Origin of the sequence: Burkholderia sp. E168m22 (assembly GCF_001319805.1) — a bacterium.
GTDB lineage: Bacteria > Pseudomonadota > Gammaproteobacteria > Burkholderiales > Burkholderiaceae > Burkholderia > Burkholderia orbicola.
The window spans coordinates 16,647-31,226 of record NZ_BBSK01000135.1; the positions used below are offsets into that span (position 1 = coordinate 16,647).

Below are 14,580 nucleotides of genomic sequence, written 5' to 3' on the forward strand. Positions count from 1 at the left end.
GCTTTTCCGCTCCTCTTTGCCGGAGGAGAGCCCGCCGCCCGTTGCGCATCGCGCCGGAACAACGGTGCATGCGTTGCAGTGTAGGGATGCTCGACCCATGCGAGAACAGTCAGAGTACACATTTCAGCTATACTGATTTGACATATCTTGGGGGAGGCTTCGCGGTGGACTATGCGGCCTGGAAGCTATTCATCGACGCGGCGGAACTCGGGAGCCTGAGCAAGACGGCCATTGCTTACGGAACCAGCCAGCCCCACATCAGCCGGCAGATCGTCGAGCTCGAACAGTATTGCGGCGGCCGTCTGTTTCAACGGACAGGCCGCGGCGTGGTATTGACCGAGCTGGGCGCGCGTATCGCGCCGCGCGTGAGGACGTGGCTGGCCAGCACGGAGCAGTTGTCCAACGACATCCGCAGCGCGGCGGGCGAGCCGATCGGCGTGGTCAGGCTCGGAATCCTGCCCTCCACTGCCCATCCGCTTGTCAGCACCCTTTACCATCGCCTTCGAGAGCGCTATCCACTGGTGCAGTTGCAGGTGCGCGAGGGTCAAGGGGCGTTGCTGGAAACCTGGCTCGAGAACGGCAGCGTCGATCTCGCCATCCTGTTTCGAAACAGTCCGACGCCGAGAAACGGCGACGAATATCTGGTCGAGGCCGCGACTTACCTCGTGGGGGCGGAAGGCGACCCTTTGACCAGTCAGCCGACGATCGCGTTTTCCAGGCTCGATGGCATTCCGCTGGTCTCTTTCTGCCGCCCCAATAGCTGGCGCGAACGGCTCGAACAAATCGCGGGCGAACATCAGGTGTCGCTCAATTTCGCGGCGGAAGCGGATTCACTGAGCCTGCAGGGGCACATCGTCGCCGACGGCGGCATCCATGCGTTGCTAGGCCCTTACGCGATCGCCAATCTGGAACGGGAATGCCGGTTGCAGGCGTCGATGGTGGTCGATCCGTCCGTGCCGCGCTTCATTGCGCTCGCCATGTCGCCTCACGGCGAACTGACGCTGGCGTGCCGCACGGTCATGCAGCTCACGAAGGAAATCGCACGATCGCGCAATCTCTCGTCGGATCTTCGGTTGGGCGTGTCCGCCGCGTTCCTGCGTTCCATCTGAAGGGCGGGGGTACAGTATGTTTGCAGTCCTGATCGAGCGGGATATCGATGTCCGCCACCGCGTCGTGTTGTCGGGCGAACGGCGCGGCGGGATGGCGCAACTTCTCCATCCGCGGCGCGCATCTCGCGTCGACCCCTAGTACGACTTGCCGCCCACCGTCGCTGCTTCCAGTTCGCGCGTGATGATCTGCGTGCCGCCGACGTTGGCGACCGACTTGACCAGGCCGACGCCCGGCGCGAGCCAGTCGTCAGCGCTCGTCTTGGTCGTCACCGCCTGGTTGGCGGTAGTCTCCGTGGTCTGATAGTGGCAGGCGTTCGCGTAGACCTTGCCGTTCCTGAGGCTGACCGTTTCGCGCGCGACGTAGGTCCGCTGGATCGAGACGGACGTTTGCGCGCCGCCTGACGGAACGACGGGCGTATCCACGTAGTTCACCGTCTCGCTTCCCGCGAGCCCGATCGTCTCGACATAGGGCGGCGAGTTCACGTCCCGCAACGCGAGCGTGCCGCCGCTGTAGACCTCGCTGCCGTAGTACGTGCGCACGCCGTTGCCGACGAGGTAGTAGTGATTGGTCTGGATCGGCGAGCCTGTCGTGGTTTCGGCCTGCTGCGTGAGCGCCACGCCGTCGAACGTCGCCGGCGCGTAAGTCCGCGTGTACACGCCGTTGTCGACCGACGCGCTCTGCGACGTCGCTTGCGTATACATGTGCAACTGCACGGTATCGCCCTGCTGGTAAACCGGATCGCACTCGACGTTCGACGCGGTCGGCGAGCCCGGATTGCCGCCGGATGTGCCCGTGGTCGGCGTTCCGCCGCTGCCGCCGCTGCCGCCGTTGTTGCTCGTGCCCGAACCGCCGGACGCCGCAGGCGAGGAATTGTCGTCACCGCCGCCGCAAGCGGTCAGCGCGAGGCAGGTCAATGCGATCAGTGCAACGGCTTTCATCGGGGTCACCTTCTGAACGAACAGGACGAACGCAGCCCGTACGCGCGAATCACGCCGCACGCACCGGCCATCACGAATCAAGAATCAAGAATCAGGAATCAGAGATCAGGAATCGGCCGGCGGCATCCCGCCGGCCCGGCAACGTCAGTTCACCTGCAACTGGCCACCGCGACCCAGCCCGCCCTTCACGTCCTGCGCCTTGTAGCTGCGCAGCGCGACGACCATCTTGTTGTACGCATCGATGAACGCCACGACCGTCGCCTTGCCTTCCGGCGTCGACGAGAAGCCCGCCAGCGCGCCGCCCACGCCGCCGCCGAAGCCGCCCAGCGCCGCGCCGTAGTTGGTCGCCGTCGAGCTGCCTTCCGACGCCGCGATCTGCACCGCCGAGCGCACGTCGAACAGCGTCAACGTCACCACCGACGCCTTCGTCTGCAGATGGCCCGCCACCGCCGCCACCGCGCTGTTGCCGATCAGCCCGCCGATCATGCTGCCGATCCCGCCGATCGGCGAATCGTTGATCACGATCTGCGGCTCCATGTAGTAGTCGGCCGCGACACGCTGGCCCTTCTGCTGCTTCGAACCTGCCCGGTATTCGCCCGAGTTGCGCTGCAGCTGCGTGATGCGCGACAGGCGCGCGTCGCTCTTCTGGTTGCCGATCGACGTGATCACGAAGCAGTTCGACTGCTGCACCGCCAGCCGCAGCAGCGGATCGATGCTCGTCACCTTGGTGGCGCTGCCGAACTGGCCCCACCAGTCGGCGTTGCGGCCGTCGTCGACCGCGATCGTGCCGAGCGGCGACGTGCAGCGCTGCAGTTGCGAATCGGCGCCGGCGCTCGCGCCGCCTGCCGCCGCACCCGTCACGCCGGCGTTCTGCCCGCCGGGCGTCACCACGCCGCCGCAGCCCGCGACGGACGCGCCAAGCGCTGCCACCAGCGCACCTTGAGTGAGACGTTGGGAAAGGTTGGTCTTCATGTCGTTGTCGATCGATTAGAGTCGTTGTTCGGCTTATGTGTCCGTGCGAACTTCGATAAGCCCCCCGGCGTGGCGCGCGATGGTGGTCTCCCCGCGGCTGCCCCAGTTGCTCGATGCCCGGTCAGTAGTACCAGTACGTCTGCTGCCAGACGCCGTAGTACGGATAGCCCGAGTACCAGTAGCCGTAATAGGTGTCACGCCATTGCGTGCGCCATTTCCAGTCTTCTTCGTCTTCCTTCTTCGCCTTGCGCGCGAGATCGAGCAGCTTTTTAGATTCCTTGTCGCCGCGAGCGGCCGCGATCGACAGCCACTTCTCCGCTTCGCGCGCGTCCGAGCCCATTTCCTCGAGGCCGAACAGGTAGAAACTGCCGAGCGCCTTCTGCGCGTTCAGGTCGCCGCGTTCGGCCGCTTCGCGCATCCACTTGAGCGCCTGGTAGCTGTCCTGGCGCACGCCGTCGCCGCGGAAATAGCGCAGGCCGAGGTCGTAGGCGGCCTTCGGCTGGGTTTTCGCGGTTTGCTTGAGCGCGGCGATGCGCGGATCGTCCCGCTCTTCCGCATCGTCCCTTTTTTGATAGGAAACCTGATCTTTAGGGCGATCGGAACACCCTGTGTCGTCGCAGATCCGTACCGTGCTGGCGGTGACCGACGGGTCTTGCGCGCACGCGGCCAACAGCAACAGCAGCCCCGGTACGAGTAAACGGCGATACATGGGTATTTTCCTCACGTTTCATTGGCGCCGTATTGCTTCGCGCACTCGCCCGCGAGCATGCCCCCGGCTGATGCGAGGCGCTGCGCGGCGAAGATCGTCCGCGGGCCCGCATGCCAAGGCTCTCTCAGGTTCTGTTGTCGGCTTGAAACATTGTGCAGCGTCTGCTGCCGCAGACGACGGAAAATGGGGACACCAGCCACCGTTCCGTCTCTTCAATCCACGCAATATCGATCATTGCTCGTTGAGTTCAAATGATACATATCGGTCTATCTAATAGTCAAGGTGACCTGAGAACCGGTTCGCCGAGCGCGGTTTACCGACGCGGAAGTGCCATCGAACAGGCCCGGGAGGTCAATCTCAACGAGTCGCCTGATGCTAGAATAATCGGTCTATGCTGCTGAAATATCGAGGAGGAAGCCGTTCGTGCGAGCCAACAAACGCCAGCTGGTGGTAGACAAAGCGACCGAACTGTTCTCGAGGCACGGTTTCCACCCGGTGGGCGTGGACTGGATCATCGACGATTCCGGTGTCGCCCGAATGACGCTGTACCGGCATTTTGCGAGCAAGGACGAGCTCATCCGCGAAGTGCTGGTCCAGCGCTACGACCTGATCGTCGGCAGCATCGACGCGCAGCTGCAGCACGTCGTCGATCCGGTCGAGCGCGTCAAGACCATCTTCGACTGGTATGAAGCGTGGTTCCGCACACCGGAATTTGCCGGCTGCCTGTTCGAACGTGCGCTGGCCGAATTCGGCACCGCTTACGCGCCGATCTCGGATGTCGCGATCCGCTATCGCCGCAAAATGGTCGAATGGATCGCAGAACTGATCGAAGCCCTCGTGCCGCCCGAAACCGCGAACCGGCTGGCGACCGTCTTCATGATGCTGCTGGACGGCGCCACGGTCGACGCGCGGGCATTCAACGATTCCGCGGCTGCCGCGCGCGCGTGGCAGGCCGCGCATGCCCTTCTCGAACAGGCGATGCACGCGACGGTCTCGCCCGCCGACGGTGCGGCCAACCCGACGTAACGCACGTCGCGCGCCGTCGTATTGCAGGCAAACCGAGGCCGAAGGGCGCCGGGAGGACGACATGCAGGAGCGGATGCGCTTGATCGGTTTCGTGCTGGGTGCGGCAATCGCATGTGCCGGCTGCAAGTCGGTGAATGTCAGCCGATATGAAATCCAGCACCGCGACCGAAACGGCCTCACGATCGTTGCGTACACCACGGAAGACCTCGCGTCGCTCGACAAGACGCCGTGGGCCGACCACGTCTACCTCCGCTACGCGGTCACGCCGGTCACCATCCTCGAGCGATTCGATGTGGGCGCAACCGATCTCGACGACTATCCGTTCTCTGCCCGCCGGATCGACATCCACGCCCACTGCCCGGTCCCCACGTCGGACTTCTGCTCCTCCTGGTTCATTCCGTTCCATGATCGCGTGGGGCTGCATGGCCTCGACTATGTGTCGGGACTCGATGCCAGCGAACCGGCGCGCCTGAAGTTGCGCATCGGCGGCGCAAGCATGGCCGGAACCCGGCTGGTGTCGAAGGAACACGCGATCAACGTCGACGCGGGCGACGTGGCGAAACCGGGCGGGCCGTAATACCCGCGTGGCCCCGGGGCGCGACACCCGTCGTGCGGGCACGGCGATTGCGCGTGCTGCATCCCCGGGGAGGCCCGCCATCATGAACGACAACGATTTTCTCCAGCCCGAACCGACGGAACCGGCGCCGAACGCGGTCACGTGGGTCCGGCGTCTAGGCCCCGGCCTGATCACCGGCGCCGCCGACGATGATCCTTCCGGCATCGGCACGTACTCGCAGGCCGGCGCCCAATTCGGCTTCGAACTGCTGTGGTCGCTGTTGCTCACGTACCCGCTGATGACGGCCATCCAGCTGGTCAGCGCGCGAATCGGCCGCGTGACGGGCAAGGGTCTCGCGTCCAACATGCGCAAGCACTACCCGCCATGGCTGCTGTACGGGACGGTCGTGCTGCTGATCACGGCCAACGTGATCAACATCGCGGCCGACCTGTCGGCCATGGGCGCGGCCGTCAATTTGTTGCTGCCCGGCCCGCAGCAGCTTTACATCGTGTGCCTCGGCGGCGTGTCGGTCGCGCTGCAGGTTTTCGTCCCGTACGACCGCTATTCGCGATTGCTCAAATGGACGGCGCTGACGCTGCTCGCCTATGTCGCGGTCGCCCTCATCGTGCCGGTCAGCTGGGGCGAGGTCGGTCGCGCGATCGTGCAGCCCCACGCGCAGTTGAGCGCCGCGTATCTGACCACGCTCGTCGCCGTGCTCGGCACGACCATCAGCCCGTATCTGTTTTTCTGGCAGGCGTCCCAGGAAGTCGAAGAATTGCGCGCCGTGCCGGACGCGCGGCCGCTGCGGCGCATGCCGCGCCAGGCGCCCGCCCAGTTGCGCCGGATCAGCTTCGACACGTGGTTCGGCATGGGCGTCTCGAACGTGATCGCCTTCTTCATCGTGCTGACGGCGGCCGCCACGCTCAACGCGCATCACATCGACGTCAAGACGTCGGCGGATGCCGCGCGGGCGCTCGAGCCGCTTGCCGGTCATTTCGCATACGTGCTGTTTGCGCTAGGCATCGTCGGCACTGGCCTGCTGGCACTGCCGGTGCTCGCGGGATCGGCCGCCTACGCGGCCGCAGGTACGTTCCGCTGGCGCAACAGTCTCGCGCTGCAGTGGGGCGTCGCGCCGGAATTCTATGCGGTGATCGTATTGGCGATCGTCGGCGGAATCGCGTTCACGTTCATGCATTTCGACCCGATCCGCGCGCTTTACTGGAGCGCCGTCATCAACGGCGTGAGCGCCGTTCCGATCATGGTCGTGATGATGCTGATGGCGAGAAGCAAGCGGGTCATGGGCGAGTTTGCCGTCAGAGGCGCGCTTGCATGGGGAGGATGGATCGCGACGCTCGCAATGGCGATCGCGGCGATGGGCGTGTTCGTGCCCGGATAGAAGCGGCGGCGTGAATTCGAAGCTTTGCTGTTCGATGCGGCGCGCACTCGACCAGAGATCGAGCAACCGCTGCGGCACGTCGGCCGCCGGCAGCACGATATCGATGCGCGCCATGGCAATCGCGTGCCGAGGCATCTCCGCATGCTCGGCGTCGTCCGGTGTCTGCGCGAGCGTGATGTCCGCCAGCGTCCGAAAGAAGTGATCGATCGTGAACGGAGCATCGTCGACTGGTCCCGACTGTGGCAACGAAGGCAACCGTCCGACATCTCGAGCTGCATGCCCGGTGCGATCACGTAGATGTGTTTTTTTCGATCGATACCGTGGACGTCACCTGATGCACCGGCATGCCCGTCGTGCGCTGCAGGACGGCGTCCATATGACTGACCTGCTTCGGCGCGAGATGGACGACGACGAACGCCATGTCCATGTTCGTCGGCGCACTCTCGAACAGGTCTGCAACGCCGTCGTACCGCCCGCCGACGCACCAATGCCCACTACCGGAAACGACAGATGGCTCTTCAACGTCGCGGGCGATGGAGGCCGCTCCTTGTGCGTAGGCGCTTGCCGTGCCATTGACTTCTCTCCTGAGGGTGTTGTGGGACATCGTGTACCGGACGCCGAGCGATAGCGGGTCGTCGCGCTCGTCCGGTCGTCCCACGATCCCGCTCGCGATACTGCCCCCTGTGCTTCCGTACACAGTGTATGACGCCGGCAAGCGCGCGAGCGCCCCTGACTGAAGGCTTGCAATCCTCGTGCGGTGAAGCGCCCGGGACATGTGCGCGCGGGGGCGTCGAGATGCCGCGCAAAGACCACCGCCGCCGCACGTCGGGGTGTCACCGGAACGTCATTCGTGCCGACATACCATCCACATCGGCTCACGAAACGCGACGGGTTTCCTCGACTGCCAGCGGGAACGAATCGTGCTCCCGCTTCGGGCCGTCGAAACCAATTTATTTTCTTTGACGAATACCGTATTACCAGCGAATATTCGCGTCGATCAAGCGATTAGTACCGCTCAAAAACAAAACGAAACGATGCTCGCTCATGCAATCGGGGACGTTACGCTGCTTCGCCAACAGATACCGAATCGAAGGGGAAGAAATGACGCCGTTTTCCCAGGATGTGAGCATCAAGCAAACCGCCGCCGTCTCCAAGGCAGCCACGCCGTCGCCCGTTTTCTGGAAAGCGGGGCCGCTCGTCGAAGCCGCTCCGCCCGAGCCGAAATCCACGACGCCGGACCTGCGCGATTTCTTCGCCGCCGCTGCGTTGCAAGGGTTGCTGTCGCGCGACGCCGGGCGCAACGTGTCGACGATCGCCGACTACGAATCGAAGCGCGCCATCAGCGCCTATCGGCTCGCCGACGAAATGCTGAAGGCGCGATGAACCAGCACGCCGGCCGGCGCTGGTCGGGCCGCGCCGGCAACATGACCCTCATGCTGACGACGGCGGCAGTCGCGCCGAGCGCTCCCGGCGTGCCATGCGTGCGCGCGTGAAGGCGCCCATGACGTCACGCCGGCCGCAGCATTAAGAGGGTGCCAGCATCGATACCGGCAACACGATGGACAACACGCCCTGGTCGATCACGCGCGCCTGTATCGAATCGCCGCCCAACCCGACGACGACGAACGCGAGCGTCATCGTGACGAGCCCGTGCGCCCAGGCCAGACTCCGGCACCCCATGAAGCCCCACCTGATCATCTGCCCGGCCATCGTGCCGACAAATGCAACCGCTTGAAAATCCGGCCGCACGCGATGCACGCTCGTACTGCAGCCGACGCCGCCCCTCCCGTGTGCCGCGTCCTTGCATCGGCGGCAGTCCGCTCCGTACGCGAGAAGCGCCTCGTTGCGAACCGGTCGCGCCTTTCATCCGCACGGGATCGATTCGTGCTGTTTCGACACGGCGAATGTCGCGCAACCCTTTCCACGGAGATGCCATGTTCATCCACAACACACGGCTTCAGTACACGGTGCGCGTGGGCGCGCCGAATCCCGGCCTCGCCAACCTGCTGCTCGAGCAGTTCGGCGGCCCGCAGGGCGAACTCGCCGCCGCGATGCGCTATTTCACGCAGGCGATCACTGAAGAAGACCCCGGCCGCAAGGACATGCTGCTCGACATCGCGACCGAGGAACTCAGCCACCTGGAGGTGATCGGCTCGATGGCCGCGATGCTCAACCGCGGCGCCAAGGGCGAACTCGCCGAAGCGGTCGACGAACAGGCCGAGCTGTACCGCAAGCTGCATGGCGCGGGTAACGACAGCCACGTGACACAGGTGTTGTACGGCGCGGGCGCGCCGCTGACCAATTCGGGCGGCGTGCCGTGGTCGGCCGCGTACATCGACACGATCGGCGAACCGACCGCCGACCTGCGCTCGAACATCGCGGCCGAAGCGCGCGCGAAGATCATCTACGAGCGGCTCATCAACGTGTCCGACGATCCGGATATCCGCGACGCGCTCGGCTTCCTGATGACGCGCGAGGTGTCGCACCAGATGTCGTTCGAGAAGGCGCTGTATGCGATCACCGCGAACTTCCCGCCCGGCAAGCTGCCGCCGAAGACGCCGTACGATCACGTGTACTTCCGGATGCAGCCGGACGCGGCGCCGCTGGTCGGCCCCTGGAACCACGGCGGCGAACTCGAAATCCGCCCCGCCGAACCGGCGGTCGATGGCGGCACCGGGATTCCGGAAGGCATGCTCGACGCGCAGCAAGCGGATGCCATCGAAGCGATGGCGCAGCGACTCGCATCCGATCCGAACAGCGACCCGGTGACGGGTGCCGAACTCGGCGCGGGTCCGCCGGCCCCGCAGGGGCGCAAGCCAGGCAAGCCGGACAAGCCAGACGGCGCCTGAACGAAAGCTCGATGACGGGCGCCCGAGCGTGATCGCGGGCGTCTCTTAGATTTGATATGGATAACGAAATGGAAACAAGTGCCCTTGGGCGGGAGGGTTCTCGTCTATCGGCGTGAGACTTGGATGCCGACGCACCGTCCAGGCGGCAGGAGCCGCATGCCTGATGCATCGCCGACCGTGCGCGCGCGTTCGACCCGTATCAGGCGCCCGCTTCGCCCGGCCCGGCCGGGTCGGTCTGGTCTGCCATCAGGTACTGAATGACCAGCGTCGGATCGGCGATGTCGAGAATCAGGCGGCGCATCACACGCTTGCGCATATGGTCGTCATCCAGCGTCCACGGCCCCGCCGCGTCGCCGAGGTAGCGGCCAATCGCGCCGCGATGGTCGCCGTCGGGCGGCAGACCGAGCCGCGCCGCGAGCAGGCCGGCGATGACGTCGTCGAGTTCGACGTGCAGCGGCCTCGAATCGATCGAAAGTTCGAGCTTCATGGTCGGTCTCGCAAACATGAAAAAGCGGCGCGGCGCGTCCCCACTGTCGCGCGCGCCGACCAAAGCCGCTCCGGCCAGCGGCTGTGCGACGATCGCAGGCAGGCCTGCGACGCCGGTCAGTAGCCGAGTTCGGGCGCGGGGGCCGACTCGGCGCTCTCCTCTTTCGGCGCCTGGGCGACGGTCGCATCGGTCGTCAACACCAGGCTCGCGATCGACGCGGCGTTCTGCAGCGCGGTACGCGTGACCTTGGTCGGGTCGACCACGCCTGCGTCCACCAGATCGCCGTACTCGCCGGTCGCCGCGTTGTAGCCGAAGTTCCCTTTGCCTTCGAGCACCTTCGAGATCACGACCGACGGTTCGTCGCCGGCATTGGCCGCGATGACACGCAGCGGCGCCTCCAGCGCACGCAGCACGATCCGGATGCCGGCATCCTGGTCCGCATTCGCGCCCCGGATGTCCGACAGCGCCGCGCGCGCACGCAGCAGCGCGACGCCGCCGCCCGGCACGATGCCCTCCTCGACCGCCGCACGCGTCGCATGCAGCGCATCGTCGACCCGGTCCTTCTTCTCCTTCATTTCGACTTCGGTAACCGCGCCGACCTTGATCACCGCCACGCCGCCCGCGAGCTTCGCGACACGCTCCTGCAGCTTCTCACGATCGTAGTCGCTCGTCGCTTCGTCGATCTGCACGCGAATCGACTTCACGCGCGCCTCGATGCGTGCCGCATCGCCCGCGCCGTCGATGATGATCGTGTCGTCCTTGCGCACCTCGACACGCTTCGCACTGCCAAGATCCTCCAGCGTGGCCTTGTCGAGCTGCTTGCCGGTTTCCTCCGAGATGACGGTCGCGCCGGTCAGGATCGCGAGATCCTCCAGCATGGCCTTGCGCCGGTCGCCGAAACCCGGCGCCTTGACGGCGGCGACCTTCAGGATGCCGCGCATCGAATTCACGACGAGCGTCGCGAGCGCTTCGGCCTCGACATCCTCGGCCACGATCAGCAGCGGCTTGCCGGCCTTGGACGCCGCTTCGAGAATCGGCAGCAGGTCGCGGACACTGGAAATCTTCTTGTCGTGCAGCAGAATCAGCGCGTCGTCGAGATAGGCCGCCTGCTTCGCCGGATCGTTGATGAAATACGGGCTCACGTAACCGCGATCGAACTGCATGCCTTCGACCACGTCGAGTTCGTTCTCGAGCGACTTGCCGTCCTCGACGGTGATCACGCCGTCCTTGCCGACCTTCTCCATCGCGTCGGCGATGATCTTGCCGATCGCCTCGTCCGAGTTCGCGGAAATCGCGCCGACCTGCGCGATTTCCTTGTGGGTCGAAATCGGCCGGGACAGCTTGCGCAGCTCGTCGAGCACCGCGCCGACGGCCTTGTCGATGCCGCGCTTCAGATCCATCGGATTCATGCCGGCCGCGACGTGCTTCATGCCTTCCTGCACGATCGCCTGCGCGAGCACGGTGGCGGTGGTGGTCCCGTCGCCGGCCACGTCGGCCGTCTTCGACGCGACCTGCTTGACGATCTGCGCGCCCATGTTCTCGAAGCGGTCCTTCAGCTCGATTTCCTTCGCGACCGACACGCCGTCCTTCGTGATCACCGGCGCGCCGAAGCCGCGCTCGATCACGACGTTGCGGCCTTTCGGGCCGAGCGTCACCTTCACCGCGTCGGCCAGCACGTTCACGCCCTTGACGATCTGCTGGCGCGCGCCATCGCGGAATTTCACGTCTTTTGCAGTCATTTTCTTGCTCCGGATACAGTCGTTGAACGGGATGCCGCGCGCAGCGGGCACACACCCGTGCGACGCGGTCGAATCGGCATTCAGGCCGCTTTCCTGGCGGCCGGCGATTCGGGTTCGAGCACGCCCATGACGTCCTCTTCGCGCATCACGAGCAGTTCCTCGCCGTTCGCCTTCACGGTCTGGCCTGCATATTTGCCGAAGAGGACCTGGTCGCCGACCTGGAGCTGCAGCGGGCGCTGCGAGCCGTCCTGGAGCAGCCGGCCGCTGCCGACTGCAATCACTTCACCCTGCTCGGGCCGTTCGGCGGCCGAATCGGGAATCACGATGCCGGAGGCCGTCGTCCGCTGCTGTTCGATTCGCTTGACGATAACCCGGTCGTAGAGGGGACGAATCTGCATTTTCATCTCCTGAGCGATGAGATCACCTGAAAAAGGGAATCCGTCGGCGCATGCACGCGCAAAGGCTGCGCTGCGCCGGCGTGCCATCGATTGGCGAAAAGCGAAATAGTGGCGGGCAGGCGCGCTTCAAGAGGGTGACGAACACTCAATATGTAACAAAATGTTTCATCGCGAAACCGGCGTTCGCACGACCGGCGGCTGTCTCCCGACGCTCCGTCACGAGCGGCAACACGACCTCGACGGCCGTTGCTCCGGGCCGCGCGAATCGTCGTGCAACGATGCTTGAAATTCGCGCTTCCCATCCTATTTTGGGTATCGCTCAAGCAGCCGCGGCTTACGCGCTGCGTGTTTCGATTTGTTTGTCAGCGAGACCTTTCGCGGATCGACGAACTGGAGCGCGTGGTCCGGTTCGTCCTCCGTGCGAGGTCCAACCGGGAGCGAATCATGAACGATCCTTTCTTCATCTTCGATCGGCTGCCGGAGGTCGGCCGCCGACCACGACGCGTCGCCCGCGTCGTCAAGGGTTTGCCGACCGGCCTGCGGAAAGCGCGCAACGGCACGAGTCGCTTCGCGCCAATCGGCGCTCGCGTACGTGCCGCGCGCAAGCCATTCGCGTTGCGCGACGCGCCCCAACCCGCTGCGATCGGCCGACCGAAGCTGCCGCGCCGTCGGGTCGCCACGCGTGGACGCGTGCTGCACCATATTTCGTTTTTCCACGTCCCACCCGCTGGTGGCGGTTCCGTGCGCGAGGAGGGGCAGCCATGCTGAGCCCGCACGAATTCGCGACGCTGATGCTGGTGTGCCAGGCGCCGGATCAGCTCGACATGAATCGCGCCGAACTCGATGCATTGCTCGAACGACAACTCGTCATGCTCGAACATGGCGCGCCCGGCCGCCGACGTGCTCATCTGACGAAGAAGGGTCGATCGATCCTCCACGCACTCGGCGCCGACATCGCTTCCCACCGGCGTCACGGGTCGACGGCGGAGCGCGGCAGTCAATGCGCGGCGCCCGTCGCCTTATCGGACGAGGCCGGATGACGCTGTGTTCGGGTGGCCGACGGGCATGCATGGCCGCGCCCGAATGCGGTTCCGGTCAACACGTGCCGCTCGACCCGAGCGGCACGCGGTCCGGCAACCGGCCGCCCCCGCGATACGTCGCGCGCAGCAAACCCGAGCCGCTGTCATGCAATCGCAGCCCGAGCAAGTACCGCATCTTGCTCGGGCGTACCGCCGGACACGCCGAGTGCGCCGATCAGCTGGCCATCGCCATTGAAAAGAGGCACGCCCCCTCCCATCAGCAACAGCCCGCCTGCATGGATGTGATCGAAGCGTGGATACGGCTGGCCTACCTGCAGCGGCACGTCGAGCGCTTCGCTCGGCATCCGGAACATCACCGACGTCCGGGCCTTTGCTATTGCCAGTTCATTCGACGCAAGCCATGCCCCGTCCATCCGCGAGAAAGCGACCAAATGCGCACCCGTATCGAGAATGGCAAACACGGCATCGAGTCCCGCGTCCCGCGCCGCGGCACGCCCCCGGGCCACAATACGGTCCGCCCGCTCCAGCGTGAGCTCAGGCATTTTGCGTCCACTCCGTCTCTTGCCACTGCTTCGCCGCGTCAATCGTCGCAAACGGGCGCATGGTTCGATACAAATGCGTATCGGCCGGAATGATCTCGACCATGGCGTCGATCATCTCCTTGGGGTCGGCCTGGTTCATCAGGCTGTCGCCGAAATCCGGCATCGGCACAACGGCGGAATCGGCGTCGTACCACTGCACGTAGCTCTCGGCGCCGGTGTCGTTGAATCCGGTGCCGAAAACGCCCGGATTCACGGTCGCGACCTTGACGCCAAGAGGTTCGAGTTCCGCTTTCATCGACCCGGCGATGGCCTCGATCGCATGCTTGGTCGCGCAGTAGGCACCGACAAACGGGACAACCAGAATGCCCCCCATCGACGAGGTCCATACGACTTTTCCGGACCTGCGCCCCACCATCTTCGGCACGATCGCCTGCACCAGTTGAAGATGGCCGAAAACGTTGATTTCGAAGGACTCCCGAACGCGTTGCATCGGGATGTCGACGATCGATCCGCCTTCCATGACGCCGGCGTTCAGCACCAGGACGTCGGGATCGAACGAGCCCGCGTGAGCGATGTCGATCGCGTCGAGCAGATTCAGCTTGATCACTTCCAGCACCACACCGGCCTCGGCTGCATCCGCACGCAGGCCGCGAACCTGCGGCCACGTCTCGGCCGTCGCCACGACCTGATGGCCGAGGCGCGCAAGTTCAATTGCCGCACCCCGACCAAAGCCTGAACTGGCACCCGTGATCAATATCTTTCGAGACATCTGGCGCTCCTTGACTGAAGTAGTTGCACCCAGTGTAGGGAGCCCCTAA

The 14,580-nt window shown here is 64.9% G+C and carries 19 protein-coding genes; 9 read left to right on the forward strand and 10 right to left on the reverse strand.

All coding sequences use genetic code 11. From position 1 onward, the window contains the following. Nucleotides 1–164 precede the first annotated feature (164 nt). Entirely contained in the window at nucleotides 165–1,109 is a 945-nt protein-coding gene (locus AP428_RS30010; protein WP_011545760.1) for a LysR family transcriptional regulator, read from the forward strand. 135 nt (nucleotides 1,110–1,244) lie between these two features. Here AP428_RS30010 and AP428_RS30015 read toward each other — a convergent pair whose 3' ends face one another. The 3 genes from AP428_RS30015 to AP428_RS30025 form a co-directional block, all read right to left on the reverse strand. Beyond that, nucleotides 1,245–2,048, reverse strand: a complete 804-nt coding sequence (locus AP428_RS30015) for a hypothetical protein (protein WP_050809584.1) — start codon at nucleotides 2,046–2,048, stop codon at nucleotides 1,245–1,247. A gap of 144 nt (nucleotides 2,049–2,192) precedes the next feature. Further along, nucleotides 2,193–3,020 (reverse strand): hypothetical protein, encoded by an 828-nt coding sequence (locus AP428_RS30020; RefSeq protein WP_011545763.1) that lies wholly within the window; start codon nucleotides 3,018–3,020, stop codon nucleotides 2,193–2,195. Between the two features lie 121 nt (nucleotides 3,021–3,141). Then, complete coding sequence (locus tag AP428_RS30025) at nucleotides 3,142–3,729, reverse strand: tetratricopeptide repeat protein (protein WP_011545764.1); 588 nt, start codon at nucleotides 3,727–3,729, stop codon at nucleotides 3,142–3,144. A gap of 423 nt (nucleotides 3,730–4,152) precedes the next feature. Here AP428_RS30025 and AP428_RS30030 point away from each other — a divergent pair, with 423 nt between their 5' ends. From AP428_RS30030 to AP428_RS37590, 4 genes are all read left to right on the forward strand, one after another. After that, on the forward strand, nucleotides 4,153–4,755 hold the full coding sequence (locus tag AP428_RS30030) for a TetR/AcrR family transcriptional regulator (RefSeq protein ID WP_011545765.1): 603 nt from the start codon (nucleotides 4,153–4,155) through the stop codon (nucleotides 4,753–4,755). A 61-nt stretch (nucleotides 4,756–4,816) separates the two neighbouring features. Beyond that, nucleotides 4,817–5,332 (forward strand): hypothetical protein, encoded by a 516-nt coding sequence (locus AP428_RS30035; protein WP_011694980.1) that lies wholly within the window; start codon nucleotides 4,817–4,819, stop codon nucleotides 5,330–5,332. Between the two features lie 82 nt (nucleotides 5,333–5,414). Next, a complete protein-coding gene (locus AP428_RS30040; RefSeq protein ID WP_011545767.1) occupies nucleotides 5,415–6,707 on the forward strand; it encodes an NRAMP family divalent metal transporter in 1,293 nt (430 codons plus the stop codon). Between the two features lie 24 nt (nucleotides 6,708–6,731). Beyond that, nucleotides 6,732–7,004, forward strand: a complete 273-nt coding sequence (locus AP428_RS37590) for a hypothetical protein (RefSeq protein WP_041489220.1) — start codon at nucleotides 6,732–6,734, stop codon at nucleotides 7,002–7,004. Here the strand turns inward: AP428_RS37590 and AP428_RS37595 are convergent. Then, entirely contained in the window at nucleotides 6,997–7,311 is a 315-nt protein-coding gene (locus AP428_RS37595; protein WP_226292348.1) for a chemotaxis protein CheB, read from the reverse strand. The two genes, AP428_RS37590 and AP428_RS37595, sit on opposite strands and share 8 nt — an antisense overlap. A 497-nt stretch (nucleotides 7,312–7,808) precedes the next feature. Between AP428_RS37595 and AP428_RS30055 the strand changes: the two genes are divergently transcribed. Next, entirely contained in the window at nucleotides 7,809–8,090 is a 282-nt protein-coding gene (locus AP428_RS30055; RefSeq protein ID WP_011545769.1) for a hypothetical protein, read from the forward strand. 141 nt (nucleotides 8,091–8,231) lie between these two features. On the opposite strand, the gene AP428_RS30060 is transcribed toward AP428_RS30055, so the two are convergent. Next, nucleotides 8,232–8,405, reverse strand: coding sequence for a manganese transporter (locus AP428_RS30060; RefSeq protein WP_231691722.1), 174 nt, complete (start codon nucleotides 8,403–8,405; stop codon nucleotides 8,232–8,234). A gap of 236 nt (nucleotides 8,406–8,641) precedes the next feature. On the opposite strand from AP428_RS30060, the gene AP428_RS30065 reads away from it, so the two are divergent. Next, complete coding sequence (locus tag AP428_RS30065) at nucleotides 8,642–9,556, forward strand: manganese catalase family protein (protein WP_011545771.1); 915 nt, start codon at nucleotides 8,642–8,644, stop codon at nucleotides 9,554–9,556. Nucleotides 9,557–9,755: 199 nt separating this feature from the next. Here AP428_RS30065 and AP428_RS30070 read toward each other — a convergent pair whose 3' ends face one another. The 3 genes from AP428_RS30070 to groES all read right to left on the reverse strand — a co-directional run bounded on the left by AP428_RS30070 (nucleotide 9,756) and on the right by groES (nucleotide 12,180). Beyond that, nucleotides 9,756–10,043: a hypothetical protein gene (locus tag AP428_RS30070; RefSeq protein ID WP_041489320.1), complete on the reverse strand. Its 288-nt coding sequence runs from the start codon at nucleotides 10,041–10,043 to the stop codon at nucleotides 9,756–9,758. A 116-nt stretch (nucleotides 10,044–10,159) separates the two neighbouring features. Continuing rightward, entirely contained in the window at nucleotides 10,160–11,782 is a 1,623-nt protein-coding gene (gene groL, locus AP428_RS30075) for a chaperonin GroEL (RefSeq protein WP_011545773.1), read from the reverse strand. An 80-nt stretch (nucleotides 11,783–11,862) separates the two neighbouring features. After that, entirely contained in the window at nucleotides 11,863–12,180 is a 318-nt protein-coding gene (gene groES, locus AP428_RS30080; protein ID WP_011545774.1) for a co-chaperone GroES, read from the reverse strand. Between the two features lie 444 nt (nucleotides 12,181–12,624). On the opposite strand from groES, the gene AP428_RS36270 reads away from it, so the two are divergent. Both AP428_RS36270 and AP428_RS30090 read left to right on the forward strand, forming a co-directional pair. Beyond that, complete coding sequence (locus tag AP428_RS36270) at nucleotides 12,625–12,948, forward strand: hypothetical protein (RefSeq protein ID WP_078041950.1); 324 nt, start codon at nucleotides 12,625–12,627, stop codon at nucleotides 12,946–12,948. Then, nucleotides 12,942–13,220 (forward strand): hypothetical protein, encoded by a 279-nt coding sequence (locus tag AP428_RS30090; RefSeq protein WP_011545775.1) that lies wholly within the window; start codon nucleotides 12,942–12,944, stop codon nucleotides 13,218–13,220. The genes AP428_RS36270 and AP428_RS30090 overlap by 7 nt, the downstream gene beginning before the upstream one ends. Nucleotides 13,221–13,363: 143 nt before the next feature. Here the strand turns inward: AP428_RS30090 and AP428_RS30095 are convergent, their stop codons facing one another. Continuing rightward, the gene (locus tag AP428_RS30095; protein ID WP_011545776.1) at nucleotides 13,364–13,762 is read right to left on the reverse strand and encodes a heme-binding protein; all 399 of its coding nucleotides are present in this window, start codon (nucleotides 13,760–13,762) and stop codon (nucleotides 13,364–13,366) included. Further along, nucleotides 13,755–14,531: an SDR family oxidoreductase gene (locus AP428_RS30100; protein ID WP_011545777.1), complete on the reverse strand. Its 777-nt coding sequence runs from the start codon at nucleotides 14,529–14,531 to the stop codon at nucleotides 13,755–13,757. Before AP428_RS30100 ends, AP428_RS30095 begins: the two co-directional genes overlap by 8 nt. Nucleotides 14,532–14,580 lie beyond the last annotated feature (49 nt).

Coding starts and splice junctions, on each gene's coding strand:
- AP428_RS30090 (WP_011545775.1), top strand. CDS start 12,942: ATGCTGAGCCCGCACGAATTCGCGACGCTGATGCTGGTGTGCCAGGCG.
- AP428_RS30035 (WP_011694980.1), top strand. CDS start 4,817: ATGCAGGAGCGGATGCGCTTGATCGGTTTCGTGCTGGGTGCGGCAATC.
- AP428_RS30100 (WP_011545777.1), bottom strand. CDS start 14,531: ATGTCTCGAAAGATATTGATCACGGGTGCCAGTTCAGGCTTTGGTCGG.
- AP428_RS30055 (WP_011545769.1), top strand. CDS start 7,809: ATGACGCCGTTTTCCCAGGATGTGAGCATCAAGCAAACCGCCGCCGTC.
- AP428_RS30020 (WP_011545763.1), bottom strand. CDS start 3,020: ATGAAGACCAACCTTTCCCAACGTCTCACTCAAGGTGCGCTGGTGGCA.
- AP428_RS30025 (WP_011545764.1), bottom strand. CDS start 3,729: ATGTATCGCCGTTTACTCGTACCGGGGCTGCTGTTGCTGTTGGCCGCG.
- AP428_RS30060 (WP_231691722.1), bottom strand. CDS start 8,405: ATGATCAGGTGGGGCTTCATGGGGTGCCGGAGTCTGGCCTGGGCGCAC.
- AP428_RS30040 (WP_011545767.1), top strand. CDS start 5,415: ATGAACGACAACGATTTTCTCCAGCCCGAACCGACGGAACCGGCGCCG.
- AP428_RS30095 (WP_011545776.1), bottom strand. CDS start 13,762: ATGCCTGAGCTCACGCTGGAGCGGGCGGACCGTATTGTGGCCCGGGGG.
- AP428_RS37595 (WP_226292348.1), bottom strand. CDS start 7,311: ATGTCCCACAACACCCTCAGGAGAGAAGTCAATGGCACGGCAAGCGCC.
- groL (WP_011545773.1), bottom strand. CDS start 11,782: ATGACTGCAAAAGACGTGAAATTCCGCGATGGCGCGCGCCAGCAGATC.
- groES (WP_011545774.1), bottom strand. CDS start 12,180: ATGCAGATTCGTCCCCTCTACGACCGGGTTATCGTCAAGCGAATCGAA.
- AP428_RS30015 (WP_050809584.1), bottom strand. CDS start 2,048: ATGAAAGCCGTTGCACTGATCGCATTGACCTGCCTCGCGCTGACCGCT.
- AP428_RS30070 (WP_041489320.1), bottom strand. CDS start 10,043: ATGAAGCTCGAACTTTCGATCGATTCGAGGCCGCTGCACGTCGAACTC.
- AP428_RS36270 (WP_078041950.1), top strand. CDS start 12,625: ATGAACGATCCTTTCTTCATCTTCGATCGGCTGCCGGAGGTCGGCCGC.
- AP428_RS30065 (WP_011545771.1), top strand. CDS start 8,642: ATGTTCATCCACAACACACGGCTTCAGTACACGGTGCGCGTGGGCGCG.